This window comes from Saccharothrix isguenensis (genome assembly GCF_052936305.1).
Map to the genome: position 1 here is coordinate 870,683 of NZ_CP193626.1, position 14,747 is coordinate 885,429.

At 72.7% G+C, this 14,747-nt stretch carries 11 protein-coding genes; 10 read left to right on the forward strand and 1 reads right to left on the reverse strand.

From position 1 onward, the window contains the following. Positions 1–78: 78 nt before the first annotated feature. The 9 genes from ACRAKI_RS04365 to ACRAKI_RS04405 all read left to right on the forward strand — a co-directional run bounded on the left by ACRAKI_RS04365 (position 79) and on the right by ACRAKI_RS04405 (position 11,115). Positions 79–2,052: a molybdopterin oxidoreductase family protein gene (locus ACRAKI_RS04365; protein WP_447008331.1), complete on the forward strand. Its 1,974-nt coding sequence runs from the start codon at positions 79–81 to the stop codon at positions 2,050–2,052. Further along, positions 2,049–3,491 carry an FAD-dependent oxidoreductase gene (locus ACRAKI_RS04370; RefSeq protein ID WP_447005759.1) on the forward strand — a complete coding sequence of 481 codons (1,443 nt, stop codon included), beginning with the start codon at positions 2,049–2,051 and terminating at the stop codon, positions 3,489–3,491. The genes ACRAKI_RS04365 and ACRAKI_RS04370 overlap by 4 nt, the downstream gene beginning before the upstream one ends. Positions 3,492–3,591: 100 nt before the next feature. Next, positions 3,592–4,944: an MFS transporter gene (locus tag ACRAKI_RS04375; protein WP_447005760.1), complete on the forward strand. Its 1,353-nt coding sequence runs from the start codon at positions 3,592–3,594 to the stop codon at positions 4,942–4,944. Positions 4,945–5,063: 119 nt separating this feature from the next. Beyond that, positions 5,064–7,574 (forward strand): nitrite reductase large subunit NirB, encoded by a 2,511-nt coding sequence (gene nirB, locus ACRAKI_RS04380; RefSeq protein ID WP_447005761.1) that lies wholly within the window; start codon positions 5,064–5,066, stop codon positions 7,572–7,574. Next, positions 7,571–7,891, forward strand: a complete 321-nt coding sequence (nirD, locus tag ACRAKI_RS04385; protein WP_447005762.1) for a nitrite reductase small subunit NirD — start codon at positions 7,571–7,573, stop codon at positions 7,889–7,891. The genes nirB and nirD overlap by 4 nt, the downstream gene beginning before the upstream one ends. Further along, the gene (locus ACRAKI_RS04390) at positions 7,888–9,003 is read left to right on the forward strand and encodes a uroporphyrinogen-III synthase (protein ID WP_447005763.1); all 1,116 of its coding nucleotides are present in this window, start codon (positions 7,888–7,890) and stop codon (positions 9,001–9,003) included. The genes nirD and ACRAKI_RS04390 overlap by 4 nt, the downstream gene beginning before the upstream one ends. Beyond that, positions 9,000–9,665 (forward strand): sirohydrochlorin chelatase, encoded by a 666-nt coding sequence (locus tag ACRAKI_RS04395; protein WP_447005764.1) that lies wholly within the window; start codon positions 9,000–9,002, stop codon positions 9,663–9,665. Before ACRAKI_RS04390 ends, ACRAKI_RS04395 begins: the two co-directional genes overlap by 4 nt. A 104-nt stretch (positions 9,666–9,769) precedes the next feature. Further along, the gene (locus ACRAKI_RS04400) at positions 9,770–10,732 is read left to right on the forward strand and encodes a pirin family protein (RefSeq protein ID WP_447005765.1); all 963 of its coding nucleotides are present in this window, start codon (positions 9,770–9,772) and stop codon (positions 10,730–10,732) included. Then, a complete protein-coding gene (locus ACRAKI_RS04405; protein WP_447005766.1) occupies positions 10,729–11,115 on the forward strand; it encodes a tetratricopeptide repeat protein in 387 nt (128 codons plus the stop codon). The genes ACRAKI_RS04400 and ACRAKI_RS04405 overlap by 4 nt, the downstream gene beginning before the upstream one ends. On the opposite strand, the gene ACRAKI_RS04410 is transcribed toward ACRAKI_RS04405, so the two are convergent. Beyond that, positions 11,081–11,404, reverse strand: a complete 324-nt coding sequence (locus ACRAKI_RS04410; RefSeq protein WP_447005767.1) for an MGMT family protein — start codon at positions 11,402–11,404, stop codon at positions 11,081–11,083. The two genes, ACRAKI_RS04405 and ACRAKI_RS04410, sit on opposite strands and share 35 nt — an antisense overlap. Before the next feature lie 174 nt (positions 11,405–11,578). Between ACRAKI_RS04410 and ACRAKI_RS04415 the strand changes: the two genes are divergently transcribed. After that, positions 11,579–14,740, forward strand: coding sequence for an ATP-dependent helicase (locus tag ACRAKI_RS04415; protein WP_447005768.1), 3,162 nt, complete (start codon positions 11,579–11,581; stop codon positions 14,738–14,740). The last annotated feature ends 7 nt before the right edge of the window (positions 14,741–14,747 follow it).

A 14,747-nucleotide genomic window follows, 5' to 3' on the forward strand; every position in this document is an offset into this window, starting at 1 on the left:
GGTGTTCTTACCGTCGGACGCGTGACCGACTCCCCCAGAATCGACACGCACTGCCCGTACTGCGCGCTCCAGTGCGCGATGACGATCGACAACGGCAGGGTGTCGCCGCGGGAGTTCCCCACCAACCGCGGCGGCCTGTGCCAGAAGGGGTGGACGTCGGCGGAGCTGCTGACGTCGCCCGCGCGGCTGACCACACCGCTGGTCCGCCGCGACGGCGAGCTGCGCCCGGCGTCGTGGGACGAGGCGCTGGACCTCGTCGCGGACAAGCTGCGTGAGCTGAGGGAAGTCCACGGTCCGGACTCGGTCGGCGTGTTCGGCGGCGGCGGGCTGACCAACGAGAAGTCGTACCTGCTGGGCAAGTTCGCCCGGGTCGCGCTCGGCACCTCGCAGATCGACTACAACGGCCGGTTCTGCATGTCCAGCGCGGCGGCGGCGGGCATGAGGGCGTTCGGGCTCGACCGCGGGATGCCGTTCCCGGTCACCGACCTGGACGACGCGGGCGCGATCCTGGTGGTGGGCGGGAATCCCGCGGAGACGATGCCGCCGTTCGTCCAACACCTGCGGAACGCCGAGCTGATCGTCATCGACCCCCGCCGCACCCCCACCGCGGAGCTCGCGACCCTGCACCTCCAGCCCGCCCCCGGCACGGATCTGGCGCTGGCGCTGGGCCTGCTGCACACCGCCGTCGCGGACGGCTACCTGGACAAGCGGTATCTGGCGGACCGCACCACCGGCTTCGACGACGCGTGGCGCATCGCCGCGACGTGGTGGCCGGAACGGGTGGAGCGGGTCACCGGCGTGCCGGTCGCCGACCAGCGGGCCGCCGTGCGCATCCTGGCCGAGGCGGGCAACGCCTACATCCTCACCGGCCGCGGCACGGAGCAGCACGCCAGCGGCGCGGACACCGTGTCCGCCTGGATCAACCTGGCGCTCGCGCTCGGCCTGCCCGGCACGAAGGGCTCCGGCTACGGCTGCCTCACCGGCCAGGGCAACGGCCAGGGCGGGCGCGAGCACGGCCAGAAGGCCGACCAGCTCCCCGGCTACCGCAAGATCGACGACCCGGAGGCCCGCGAGCACATCCAGCACGTCTGGGGGGTGGACGACCTCCCCGGACCGGGTCGTTCCGCCTACGAGCTGCTCGACGCCCTCGGTCAGCCGGACGGCCCGAAGGCGCTGTTGGTGTTCGGCAGCAACGTGATCGTCTCCGCGCCGCGCTCCCAGCACGTCGCCGATCGGCTCCAGGCGCTGGACCTCCTGGTGGTGGCCGACCTGGTCCTGTCCGAGACGGCCGCGGTCGCCGACGTCGTGCTGCCGATCACGCAGTGGGCCGAGGAGAGCGGCACGATGACCAACCTCGAAGGCCGCGTCCTGCTCCGGCAGGTGGCCGTCGAGCCGCCCGAGGGCGTGCGCAGCGACCTCGACGTGATGCAGGGCCTCGCCACCCGGCTCGGGCAGCCCGCCGAGCGGTTCCCGACCGAGCCCGAGGTGGTGTTCGAGGAGCTGCGCCGGGCGTCGGAGGGCGGCCTGGCGGACTACTCCGGCGTCACGTACGAGCGCCTGCGTCGGGGGGAGGCGCTGCACTGGCCGGTGGTCGAGGAGAGCACCCCGCGCAACTTCCTGGACCGCTTCGCCCACCCCGACGGCCTGGCGCGGTTCATCCCGGTGGAGCACCGGGGGCCGGCGGAGGCGCCGGACGCCGACTACCCGTTGCAGGCCACCACGGGCCGGGTGCTCCAGCACTACCAGTCCGGCGCGCAGACCCGGCTGGTGCGCGAGCTGAACCAGGCCGAGCCCGAGGCGTACGTGGAGGTCCACCCGGACACCGCCGTCCGCGCGGGGCTGGGCCACGGCCACCTGGCCGCGGTGGTGTCGCGGCGCGGCCGGACCGTGGCACGGGTGCGCTGCGTGCCGTCGATGCGGATCGACGTGGTGTTCCTGCCCTTCCACTACGCGGGCGAGGGCCGGGCGAACCTGCTGACCAACCCGGTGCTGGACCCGACGAGCCGGATGCCCGAGTTCAAGGTGTGCGCGGTCCGATTGGAGTCGGTATGAGGAACGTTGTCATCGTGGGCTACGGCATGGCCGGCGCCCGGCTGGCCGACGAGATCCGCCGCCGCGACCCGAAGGCGGAACGGGTGGCGGTGACCGTGCTGGGCGACGAGCCGCACCCCGCGTACAACCGGGTGCTGCTGTCCAGCGTGGTGGCCGGGTCGCTGACGCCGGAGGCGGTGCGGCTGCACGAGCCGGACTGGGCCGCCAGGCACCACGTGGACCTGCGGCTGGGCGGCTCGGTCACCAAGATCGACCGGACCCGGCGGGTCGTGCACGTGGACGACGACGAGGTGCCGTACGACGCGCTGGTGCTGGCCACCGGCGCGCGGTCGTGGGTGCCGCCGACCGACGGGCTGCTGGACGGCAACGGAGACCTGGCGTCCGGTGTGGTGGCGTTCCGCTCGCTGGACGACTGCGCCCGGATCGTGGCGAAGGCCTCGCCGGGGACGCCGGTCGCGGTGCTCGGCGGCGGGCTGCTCGGGCTGGAGGCCGCACGCGGTCTGGCCGGCCGGGGCTGCCTGGTCACGGTCGTGCACCCGGTCGGGCACCTGATGGAGCGGCAGCTCGACCCGGGCGCGGGCCGGGTGCTGGCCACCACGTTGCGGGGCCTGGGCATCGAGTTCCGGCTCGGCGTGCTGGCCACCGAGTACACGCCCGGCGAGGGGCTGGAGCTCAACGACGGCACGCACGCGCCGGCGGACCTCGTCGTCGTGTCGGCGGGCGTGCGCGCGGAGACCGGGCTCGCCGAGCAGGCGGGCATCGACGTCGACCGGGGCGTCCTGGTGGACGACGCGCTGCGCACCAGCGACCCCAGGGTGCACGCCATCGGCGACTGCGCCCAGCACGTCGGCATGGTGTCCGGCCTGGTCCAGCCCGCGTGGGAGCAGGCCGCCGTGCTCGCGGACCGGCTCACCGGCGTCGCGCCGGCCGCCCGGTACGCCGGGACGACCGTCGTGACCAGGCTGAAGGCCCGTGACGTCGACCTGGCCGCGCTGGGCGACGTCCACGTGGGCGTCGACTCGGTGGACGACGAGGTGCTGTGCTTCCAGGACCCGGCGCGCGGCCGCTACGCGAAGCTCGTGCTGCGCGGGGACAAGGTGACGGGCGCGATCGTGATCGGCGCGCCGGACGCCGCGGCGGCCATCACCCAGCTGTTCGACCGAGGTCTGCCCGCGCCCACCGACCGGCTCGCGCTGCTGCTCGGCCGTGCGCTGCCCGCCGAGAACGAGGCCAGCCCGGCCGACCTGCCCGCGTCCGCCGTGGTGTGCCGGTGCAACACGGTCAGCAAGGGGCAGCTCGTCAGCGCCTGGAGGGGTGGCGCGACGACCACGTCCGCGATCGCGGAGGTCACCCGGGCGAGCACGGGATGTGGCGGCTGCAAGGACGCCGTGTGCGGGATCGTCGACTGGCTGGCGGCCTCACAGCCGCAATCGGCGTGATGTGCGGTGGTGTTGCCGGCGGCGACACCTGCCCGAACGTCGGGGTAACGGACCGTTCTTACGGTTCCGGCAACGGGAAATCGGTGTCCGGGAGGGTCCAATGAGCACAGTGGTGGAGACCGAGAGCGTGATGCCGCAGGGGAAGCGCCGCGGTCGGTGGATCGACAACTGGGAGCCGGAGGACCCGTCGTTCTGGGAGGCGACCGGTCGGAAGGTGGCCCGCAAGAACCTGATCTTCTCCATCCTGGCGGAGAACCTGGGCTTCACGGTGTGGAGCCTGATGAGCATCGTCGTGGTGAGCCTCGGCTCCGTCGGGTTCGGCTTCACCGTCGGCCAGACGTTCTGGCTGCTGATCGTGCCGAACCTGGTCGGCGCGGTGCTGCGCATCCCGTACACGTTCGCGGTGCCGAAGTTCGGCGGGCGGGCGTGGACCACGATCAGCGCGGGCCTGCTGCTGATCCCGTGCACGATGCTGGCGATCGCGGTCACCAACCCCGCCACGCCGTACTGGTTCTTCCTGCTCACGTCGGCCGCGATGGGCTTCGGCGGCGGCAACTTCTCGTCCTCGATGGCGAACATCTCGTTCTTCTACCCGGAGGGCAAGAAGGGCCTGGCGCTCGGGCTCAACGCGGCCGGCGGCAACCTCGGCGTGGCGATGGTGCAGCTGGTCGTGCCGATCGTCATCTCCCTCGGCACGGGCATCAACCTGGCGTACGCGGCGCTGTTCTGGATGCCGTTCGTCGTGGTCGCCGCCGCGTGCGCGTGGTTCCTCATGGACAGCCTCACCCAGGCCAAGCCGGACGGCTCGTCGTACAAGAAGGCGATGTCGAACAAGCACACGTGGGTGATGTCGTTCCTCTACATCGGCACGTTCGGCTCGTTCATCGGCTTCTCGTTCGCGTTCCCGTCGCTGATCAAGCTGAGCTTCGTGGAGTACAAGGGCTTCGTGGCGCTGGCGTTCCTCGGCGCGCTCATCGGGTCGGTGACCAGGCCGCTCGGCGGGTGGCTGTCGGACCGGTTCGGCGGCGCGCGGATCACCATGGCCGTGTTCCTCGGCCTGGCGGTCGGCACGGTCGGCCTGCTGGCCGGCATCGAGATCGGCAGCTTCGCGCTGTTCTTCGGCTCGTTCATCGCGCTGTTCGTGCTGGCCGGCGTGGGCAACGGCTCCACCTACCGGATGATCCCGGCCATCTTCGCCGCCCAGACCGACGACGTGCGCTCGGCGAAGCGGCAGGCCGCGGCGGTGGTCGGCATCGCGGGCGCGATCGGCGCGTTCGGCGGCGTGCTGGTGAACCTGGTCTTCAAGTTCTCGCTGGAGGGCAGCAAGACGCTCGCCCCGGCGCTCACCGCGTTCCTCGTGTTCTACGGCCTGTGCATGGCCACCACCTGGTGGTTCTACATGCGCCGCAGGGTCTTCGCGCGGCGTCCGAGCCTCGCATATGCCGGTGTGTGACGCACACAACGCCCTGAAGTGCGGCGTGAGGCTGCTTTAACACCTGCGCAACATTCGCGACCTTGGCACGACACGGTGCCCGGTGAGCATTGACCCGGGCAGAAGGAGGGATTGGTCCCATGACGCGAACGCTGGTAGTCGCCGGTCACGGCATGGTCGGTCACCGGCTCGTGGAGGCCCTCCGCGAGAAGGACGTCACCGGCCAGTGGCGGATCGTCGTGTTCGCCGAGGAGTCCCGTCCCGCTTACGACCGCGTCGCGCTGTCGTCCTACGTGGACAGCTGGGACGCCGGGTCGCTGAGCCTGCCGCCGCACGACGACACCGTGGAGCTGAACCTGACCGACCAGGTCGTGCACATCGACCGGGTCGCCAAGGTGGTGCGCACGGCGAGCGGCCGGGTGCAGCGGTACGACGCGCTGGTCCTGGCCACCGGCTCGGTGCCGTTCGTGCCGCCGGTGCCGGGTCGTGACCTGCCCGGGTGCCACGTGTACCGGACCATCGACGACCTGGACGGCATCCGCGCCACGGTGGAGTCGGCCCGCGGCAGCGGCCGGCACGCGGGCATGGTGCTCGGCGGCGGCCTGCTCGGGCTGGAGGCCGCGAACGCGTTGCGAGGCATGGGGATCTCGCCGCACGTGGTCGAGCTGGGCCCGCGCCTGATGCCGCTCCAGGTGGACGAGGGCGGCGCCGGGCTGCTCAAGCGGCTGGTCGAGAAGCTGGACCTGACCGTGCACACCGGCACGTCCGCGTCGTCCATCGAGGAGGACCGCGGCCGGCTCATCGCCAAGCTGTCCAACGGCGTCGAGCTGGACCTGGACGTCGTGGTGTTCTCCGCCGGCATCCGGCCGCGCGACGGGTTGGCCCGCTCGTCCGGCCTCGATGTCGGCCCGCGCGGCGGCATCGTGGTGGACAAGGCCTGCCGCACGTCCGACCGGGACGTCTACGCCATCGGCGAGTGCGCCAACCTCGACGGCATGGTCTACGGCCTCGTCGCGCCCGGGTACTCCATGGCCGAGGTGGTGGCCGACCGCCTGCTCGGCGGCGGGGCGGAGTTCCCCGGCGCCGACATGTCCACCAAGCTGAAGCTGCTCGGCGTGGACGTGGCCTCGTTCGGCGACGCCCACGCGAAGGAAGAGGGCGCGCTGGAGGTCGTCGTCAACGACGCCGTCGCCGGCACCTACGCCAAGCTCGTGGTGTCCGACGACGCGAAGACCCTGCTCGGCGGCATCCTCGTCGGTGACGCGTCGAAGTACACGTCGCTGCGGCCCCTCGTCGGTCGTGCCCTGCCCGGTGACCCGGTGGCGCTGATCGGCCCGGAAGGCGGCGTCGAGCTGACGCTCCCGCACGACGCGCAGGTGTGCTCGTGCCACGCGGTCACCAAGCAGCACATCGTGGACGTGGTGGACTCCGGCGACGCGGTGGACGTGCCGGGCATCAAGGCGTGCACCAAGGCGGGCACGGGCTGCGGCTCGTGCGTGCCGATGCTGAAGAAGCTGCTGTCCGAGTGCGGTGTCGAGCAGTCCAAGGCGCTGTGCGAGCACTTCGACCAGTCCCGCGCCGAGCTGTTCGAGGTCGTCCGCTCCACCGGCATCACCACGTTCACCGACCTGATCACCCGGCACGGCCGCGGCCTCGGCTGCGACATCTGCAAGCCCGCCGTCGCCTCGATCCTCGCGTCGCTGGACAACGGGCACGTGCTGGAGGGCGAGCAGGCCACCCTCCAGGACACCAACGACCGCTTCCTGGCCAACATGCAGCGCAACGGCACCTACTCGGTCGTGCCGCGCATCCCCGGCGGCGAGATCACGCCGGAGAAGCTGATCGTCATCGGCGAGGTCGCCCGCGACTACGGGCTCTACACCAAGATCACCGGCGGGCAGCGGATCGACCTGTTCGGCGCGACCGTCGACCAGCTGCCGGCGATCTGGAAGCGCTTGGTGGACGCCGGTTTCGAGTCCGGGCACGCGTACGGCAAGGCGCTGCGCACGGTGAAGTCGTGCGTCGGCACCACGTGGTGCCGGTTCGGCGTGCAGGACTCGGTGTCGCTGGCCATCGAACTGGAACTGCGCTACCGGGGCCTGCGGTCGCCGCACAAGCTCAAGTCCGCCGTGTCCGGCTGCGCGCGTGAGTGCGCCGAGGCGCGGGGCAAGGACTTCGGCATCATCGCGACCGAGAACGGCTGGAACCTCTACGTCGGCGGCAACGGCGGCTTCACGCCTCGGCACGCCGACCTGATCGCGTCCGACGTGGACACCGAGACCCTGATCAGGCTGATCGACCGGTTCCTGATGTTCTACATCCGCACGGCGGACCGGTTGCAGCGCACCTCGACCTGGATCGAGTCGCTGGAAGGCGGACTGGACCACCTGCGCGACGTCATCGTGGACGACAGCCTCGGCATCTGCGCCGACCTGGAGGCCGCGATGGCCAAGCACGTGGACAACTACGCCGACGAGTGGCGCGGCGTGCTGGAGGACCCGGAGAAGCTGTCCCGCTTCACGTCGTTCGTCAACGCGCCCGACACGCCCGACCCGACGATCTCGTTCCGCGAAGAGCGCGGCCAGAAGGTGCCGGTTCTGTTGGGTGTTCCCGCTTTCGGTGAGGCGGAGAGTCCGGAGGTTTCCCGATGACACCTGTGTGCGAGTTGAGCGCCCTCCGGCCGGACCAAGGGGTGGCGGTCCTGCTGCCCGACGGTTCCCAGGTGGCGGTGTTCCTGACCTCGGCCGGGACGGTGCACGCGTTGGGCAACATCGACCCGTTCAGCGGCGCGGCGGTGCTGTCGCGCGGGATCGTTGGCGACCGGGGCGGTGTGCCGGTGGTCGTGTCGCCGGTCTACAAGCAGGCGTTCGAGCTGACCACGGGCAAGTGCCTGGACGACCCCTCGACCGGGGTGCCGGTGCACCCGGTGGTCGTGGCCGACGGCGTCATCCAGGTCGGGTCGCCGTGACCGCCGCCCCGCTGGCCGGGTACACGGTCGGTGTGACCGCCGCCCGGCGGGCCGACGAGCTCTCGGCGTTGTTGGAGCGCAAGGGCGCGACCGTGCTCCAGGGTCCTGCCATCCGGATCGTGCCGCTGCCCGACGACGCGGAGCTGCTGGCCGCGACGCGGGCCGTGGTGGAGGAGCCGGTGGACGTCGCCGTGGCGACCACCGGCATCGGCTTCCGCGGCTGGGTCGAGGCGGCCGAGGGCTGGGGGTTGGGCGCTCGGCTGCTGTCCCGGCTGTCCGGGGCGCACGTGCTGGCGCGGGGGCCGAAGGCTCGGGGAGCGGTGCGCGCCGCCGGTCTGGTGGACGCGTGGTCGCCGGAGAGCGAGAGCAACGCCGAGCTGCTGGACTACCTGATGCGGGCCGGTGTGTCCGGCAAGCGCATCGCCGTCCAGCTGCACGGCGAGCCGCTGCCGGAGTTCACGTCGACGCTGCGGGCGGCCGGCGCCACGGTCGTCGAGGTGCCGGTGTACCGGTGGACCGGGCCGTCCGACCCCGCGCCGCTGGAACGCCTGCTGGAGGCCGTGCTCGCGGGCCAGGTGGACGCGCTGACGTTCACCAGCGCCCCGGCCGCGGCCTCCGTGCTGCGGGTCGCGGACGCGTCGGGGAAGCTGGCGGAGCTGGTGTCGTTGCTGCGGCGGGAAGTCCTGGTGGTCGGCGTCGGCTCGATCACCGCCGGGCCGCTGGTGGCCGCCGGTGTCCCGGTGGTGCAGCCCGCGCGCGCCCGCATCGGCGCGTTGGCGCGGGAGCTGACCCTCGAACTGCCCGCGCGGGCGACCCGGCTGCGGATCGCCGCCCGTGACGTCGAACTGCGCGGCCAGGCCGTGGTGGTGGACGGCGAGCTGCGGCCCGTCCCGCCCGCGCCGATGGCCGTGCTGCGCGTCCTGGCCGCCGCCCGCGGTCGGGTGGTGTCCCGGCGCGAGCTGTTGGCGGCCCTGCCCAGTGGTGGCGAGGAGCACGCCGTGGAGACCGCGATCGGCCGCCTCCGCACGGCTCTGGGCGAGCCCCGCATGGTGGCGACGGTCGTGAAGCGCGGTTACCGACTGGCCATGGACCCTGCCGGAGTGGCGGTATGACGCTGGTTCTCGTCGCGCACGGCACCCGTGACCCCTCCGGGGCCGTGGTGGTGGAGGAGATCGCTTCCCTGGTGAGCGCCCGGCTCGGTGGCGTGCCGGTGCGGGTCGCGTACGCAGACGTTCGGCAGCCGGACGTGACCACGGTGCTGTCCTCGGTCTGCGGGCCTGCGGTCGTCGTGCCCGCCTTCCTGGCCGCCGGGTACCACGTCCGGGTGGACATCCCGGCGCAGGTGGAGGCGTCCGGGCACCCGGACGCGGTGATCACGGACCCCATCGGCCCCGCGCTGCTGCCTGCTCTCCTCGCCCGTCTGACCGAGGCCGGCTGGACTCCGGGCGACTCCGTCGTCCTGGCCGCCGCCGGCTCTTCCGACCCGCGCGCCCTCGCCGACGTCCGCGCGGTCGCCACGGCGCTGTCCCGCCGCGTCGGCCCCGTGACCATCGGCTACGCCGCCACCGCCACCCCTCACATCTCGGACGTCGTCGCCTCCGCGTCCGGACGCGTGGCCGTCGCCTCCTGGCTCCTCGCCCCAGGTCTCTTCCACCGGGCGGTCGTCGGGTCGGGAGCGGCGGTCGTCGCGGCGCCCATCGGCGCCCACCTGCGGGTCGTGGAAGCCGTCCTCCTCCGCTACTACGAGGCCCGCTGCTTCCAAGACGTCGCGTGAGCCGGGTCCGGCCGGCCGTCGCGGTGACGGAATAGTTGACGCTTCAACTAGGTTGACGCGGGTGAGACCGCTGAACCCAGGCGGTCCGGTCCGAGGAGGCCGTCATGCCCGCCATCACCGCCGACACGCTCACCCTCCCGCGTCTCCCCGAGCTGCCCGAAGCCGCCACGGCGTGGCGCAAGGTGCGGAAGGTCGTGCGGGCGCGGAAGTTCCTCGAAGGCGAGGGCTTCCAGGTCCGCCGCCCGTTCCCGGGCGTCGACCTGGCGCTCGCCGACCCGTTCCTGCTCCTCGACCACATGGGCGCCGTCGAGTACGGCCCCGGTGAGGCGAAGGGCGCGCCCTGGCACCCGCACCGCGGCTTCGAGACCGTCACCTACATGATCGACGGCGCGTTCGTGCACGAGGACTCGTCCGGCGGCGGTGGGCTGATCACCGACGGCGGCACGCAGTGGATGACCGCCGGCAGCGGCGTGCTCCACTCCGAGCTGCCCTCGCAGGACCTGGTGGCCAAGGGCGGTCTGCTCCACGGCGTGCAGCTGTGGGTCAACCTGCCGAAGGCCGCCAAGTGGACCCCGCCTCGCTACCAGGACATCAGCGCTCGGGACACCAAGCTGCTGTCCAGCGACGACGGTGGCGCGCTGGTCCGAGTCATCGCCGGTGAGGTGGCGGGCCACCGCGGCCCCGGCATGACGCACACGCCGATCACCTACCTGCACGCCACCCTCAGCCCGCACGCCCGCCTGACCCTGCCGTGGCCGACCGACTTCACCGCGATGGTCTACGTGCTGTCGGGCCGCGGCACGACCGGCGCGGAGCAGCGACCGCTCGAAGAGGGCCGGTTGGCCGTGTTCGAGAACGGAGGCGACGCGCTCACCATGAAGGCCGACACGACGTGGGACGTCCTGATCCTGGGCGGCCTGCCGCTGGACGAGCCCGTCGCGCGCTACGGGCCGTTCGTGATGAACACGCGCGCCGAGATCCTGCAAGCCATCGAGGACTTCCGAGCCGGGCGACTGGGCCGCACACACGTCCCGCACGTCACCACGGCGGACGAGGAGTTGTCATGACCGACGTTGTGGAGCTGCTGCGCAAGGGACGTGAGTTCCGTGCGGCGGGCGACCCGAGCAGCGCTGCCCGCTACCTGGTCCAGGCCGCGGAGGAAGCGCCGCGCGACCGGACCGTGCTGACGGAACTGGCGTTGGCGCACTTCCAGTCCGCCGCGCTGGGCAAGGCCGAGGGCGTGCTGAACACCCTGGTCGACCTCGACCCGTCGGACGGTTACACCCGCCTGCTGCTCGGTCGCACGCTCAGCCGGCAGAGCCGGAACGACGAGGCGCTGACCCAGTTGCGCCTGGCCGCGGCGCTGACCCGTGACGCGGAGATCGAGGACGAGATGGCGCGGGTGGAGGCGCGGGTCACCAGAGACCGGGAGGCTCCGCCTTCTCCTTGACCGCGTCCTGCCAGCGGTACGTGCGCAGGTCGACCTTGCCACCGTCGGCCAGCACGCCTTCTTCGCGCAGCAGTTGGAGCTGCCGGTCGGCGATGTGCGGCGCGCACGTGCCGTTGGCGCGCAGCACCCGTTGCCACGGCAGGTCGTGCCCGTCCTGGTTCAGGACGGCGCCGACCAGCCGGGGTGACGGCGCGCGGGCGATGTCGGCGACGTCACCGTAGGTCGCCACCTTGCCGCGGGGGATCCGCCGCACCACCTCGCGGATCATCTCGTGCAACTCCTCGTCCACGGCGCCAGTATGGCCGCTGCTCCGCAGACGGCGGCTCGGTCGGCCGGAAGTCGACCGCTCGCGCCCATTTTGCGACGATCGAAGGGCGTGATCGCCGGAAGATGCGCCGCAACGATCGACGCGACCTCGCGGCGGTGGTCCGGTCGTGTCGGGGGGCCGTGGTTCCATGCTCCCGTGGCAGTGAAGCGGGCGCCGTTGTTGGTGCGCCGGGTGCGGCAGGAGGAGCCCCGGCGTGAGTGGGACGCGCCCGGACGCGCTGTGTTCGACCACGTCGGCGGGCCGTTGCGGGTGCTGGGCGGTCCCGGCACGGGCAAGACGACGTTGCTGGCCGAGGTGGTGGCGCAGCGGGTGCTGAACGGCGTGCACCCCGAGAACGTGCTGGTGCTCACCTCGAACCGGCGCGCGGCGGAGGCGATGCGGGCGGACATCACCCGGCTGCTGACCGGTGCGACCGACGAAGGCGCGTTGCCCACGACCCAGGAACCGCTGGTCAGAACGGTCCACTCGTACGCGTTCGCCGTGCTCCGGGCGCAGACCGTGCACCTCGGCGAGCCCGCACCCCGGCTGCTCTCCGGCCCGGAGCAGGACGCGGTGGTGCGCGAACTCCTCGCCGGTGACGCGAGCGTGGGCGCCCGGAAGTGGCCCGAGCGGCTGCGGCCCGCGTTGACCCTGCCGGGCTTCGCGCACGAACTGCGCGACCTGATGCTGCGCGCCACCGAACGCGGCCTCGCCCCGGAGGACCTGACCGAGCTGGGCCGCAAGCACTCCCGCGAGGAGTGGGTCGCGGCCGGCCTGTTCGCGACCCAGTACGAGCAGGTCAACCTGCTGGCCAGCAGCGGCCAGGGGCACGCGCCGTCGTTCGACGCGGCGGAGCTGGTGGGCAGCGCGCTGCTGGCGTTCCAGACCGAGCCGGACGTGCTGGCGGGCGAACGGCGGCGGGTGCGGCACCTGCTGGTGGACGACGCTCAGCACCTCGACCCGTTGCAGTTCGAGTTCATCCGGGTGCTGGGCGAGGCCGCGCAGGAATTCATCCTGGCGGGTGATCCCGATCAGGCGGTGTTCTCGTTCCGCGGCGCCGATCCGACGCTGTTGGCCGATGCGGACGGGCCGGCGGTCGTCCTCACCACCGGCTACCGGATGGCGCCGGAGATCCGGGCCGCCGTGGGCCGGCTGGCCGGCCGGCTGCCCGGCTCGTCCCCGACCCGCGCGGTGTCGCCCGTGGACGGCGAGGGGAACGTGCAGGTCAGGCTGTTCGCGTCCGCCGCGCAGGAGGCGAGCTGGGTGGCGGACCAGCTGCGCCGCGCGCACCTGATCGACGAAGTGCCGTGGTCGCACATGGCGGTGGTGGCGAGGTCGGCGACGAGGTCGCTGCCGGTGCTGCACCGCGCGTTGTTGGCGGCGGGGGTGCCGGTGGCCGTGCCCCGGGACGAGCTGCCCCTGGCCAGGCAACCCGCGGTGATGCCGTTCCTGGCGTTGCTGCGGTGCGCGGCCGTGCCCGGCAGCCTGGACGAGGACACCGCGGCGATGCTGCTGTCGTCCCCGCTGGGCGGCGCGGACCCGTTGGCGCTGCGGCGGTTGCGGCGTGGTCTGCGCCGGCTGGAGCTGGCCGCGGGCCGGGACCGCCCGAGCGGTGAGCTGCTGGTCGAGGTGATCGAGTCGGACGACCGGCTGGCCGCCCTGGAGGACGCCGAGGCGCTGCCCGCGCGGCGGATCGGCGGGCTGGTGCGCAAGGCGCGCAAGGGGATCGCGGACGGGCTGACCGTCGAGCAGGTGCTGTGGGAGCTGTGGCAGACCACCGGTCTGGAGCTGCGGTGGGTGGCGCAGTCGGCCCGTCGCGGCACGGTCGGCATGCAGGCGGACCGCGACCTGGACGCGATCGTGGCGTTGTTCGAGGCGGCGGCGAAGTACGTGGACCGGCTGCCGGGGTCGAGCGCCGAGGGCTTCGCGGACTACCTGGCCGCGCAGGAGATCGTCGGTGACACGCTGGCGGCGTCCGCCCCGGTCGGCGAGGCGGTGTCGGTGCTGACCGCGCACGCCGCCACCGGTCGTGAGTGGACGGTCGTGGCCGTGCCCGGCGTGCAGGAGGGCAGTTGGCCCGACCTGCGGCTGCGCGGGTCGCTGCTCGGTGTCGAGCGGATGGTCGACGTGGTGGCGGGCGTGTCGTCGGAGACGGTGTCCGCGGTCGCGCCGATCCTCGCCGAGGAGCGCCGGCTGCTGCTCGTCGCGGCGAGCCGGGCCAGGCGGACGTTGCTGGTCAGCGCGGTGCGCGGGGAGGACGAGCAGCCGTCGCGGTTCCTGGACGAGATCGAGGAGCTGTCCACCGACCAGCCGGAGCGGCCGACGTTCACCCCCGAGCGCGGTCTGGTGCTGGCGGAGCTGGTCGGCGAGCTGCGCCGGGTGGTGTGCTCGGACGACGAGCCGGCGGAACGGCGTGAGCGCGCGGCCGTCCAGTTGGCGCGGTTGGCGGCAGAGGGCGTGCCGGGCGCGCACCCGGATTCCTGGTACGGCTTGGCGGACGTCACCACGGACCGTCCTCTGTGGACAGAGGAGCACACGGTCAGCGTGTCGCCGTCCACGGTGGAGATCCTGGCGAAGTGCCCGCTGAGGTGGGTCGTGGAGCGGCACGGCGGGCAGGACCCGGCGGAGCTGGCGTCGATCACCGGCACCCTCGTGCACGCGCTGGCGCAGGCCGCCGCTACCGGCGCGGACGAGAAGGAACTGCGGGTCAAGCTGGACGAGGCGTGGGCCGCGGTGGACGCGGGCGCGCCGTGGTTCTCCCGGCGCGAGCGGATCCGGGTGGAGCGGATGCTGGACACGTTCCTGGCGTGGCTGGCGTCCAGCCGCTCCCAGCTGACCCAGGTCGCGGTCGAGGAGGAGATCTCGGTCGAGGTGCCCAAGCAGGACGGCGGCCCGTTCCTGCGGGTGCGCGGCCGGGTCGACCGGCTGGAGACCGACCGGGAGGGGCGGCCGGTCGTGGTGGACGTGAAGACCGGCAAGACGCCGGTGAGCAAGGACAAGGCGCAGGAGCACCCGCAGCTCGCGGTCTACCAGCTGGCGACGGCGCTGGGCGGCTTCACGCACCTGGGCCTCGGCACCGACCCTGGCGGCGCGCGGCTGCTGTACGTGGCCAAGGAGGACCGCAAGACCGGCGGTGTCGAGCGGGAGCAGGTGCCGCTGGACGAGCAGGGCGTCCGGGTGTGGCTGGAGGCCGTGCAGCTGGCCGCCGGGTCCAGCGTCGGCCCCGAGTACCGGGCGGAGGAGAACGCGGACTGTGATCGCTGCCCGGTCCGCACGTCCTGCCCGGTGCACTCGTCCGGCCGGCAGGTGAGCCACTAGGGGCGGT

What these genes read in the sequence shown, in the direction of transcription:
- ACRAKI_RS04400 (WP_447005765.1), top strand. Translation starts at nt 9,770, where the DNA reads ATGCCCGCCATCACCGCCGACACGCTCACCCTCCCGCGTCTCCCCGAG.
- nirD (WP_447005762.1), top strand. Translation starts at nt 7,571, where the DNA reads ATGACACCTGTGTGCGAGTTGAGCGCCCTCCGGCCGGACCAAGGGGTG.
- ACRAKI_RS04370 (WP_447005759.1), top strand. Translation starts at nt 2,049, where the DNA reads ATGAGGAACGTTGTCATCGTGGGCTACGGCATGGCCGGCGCCCGGCTG.
- ACRAKI_RS04375 (WP_447005760.1), top strand. Translation starts at nt 3,592, where the DNA reads ATGAGCACAGTGGTGGAGACCGAGAGCGTGATGCCGCAGGGGAAGCGC.
- ACRAKI_RS04395 (WP_447005764.1), top strand. Translation starts at nt 9,000, where the DNA reads ATGACGCTGGTTCTCGTCGCGCACGGCACCCGTGACCCCTCCGGGGCC.
- nirB (WP_447005761.1), top strand. Translation starts at nt 5,064, where the DNA reads ATGACGCGAACGCTGGTAGTCGCCGGTCACGGCATGGTCGGTCACCGG.
- ACRAKI_RS04405 (WP_447005766.1), top strand. Translation starts at nt 10,729, where the DNA reads ATGACCGACGTTGTGGAGCTGCTGCGCAAGGGACGTGAGTTCCGTGCG.
- ACRAKI_RS04365 (WP_447008331.1), top strand. Translation starts at nt 79, where the DNA reads ATGACGATCGACAACGGCAGGGTGTCGCCGCGGGAGTTCCCCACCAAC.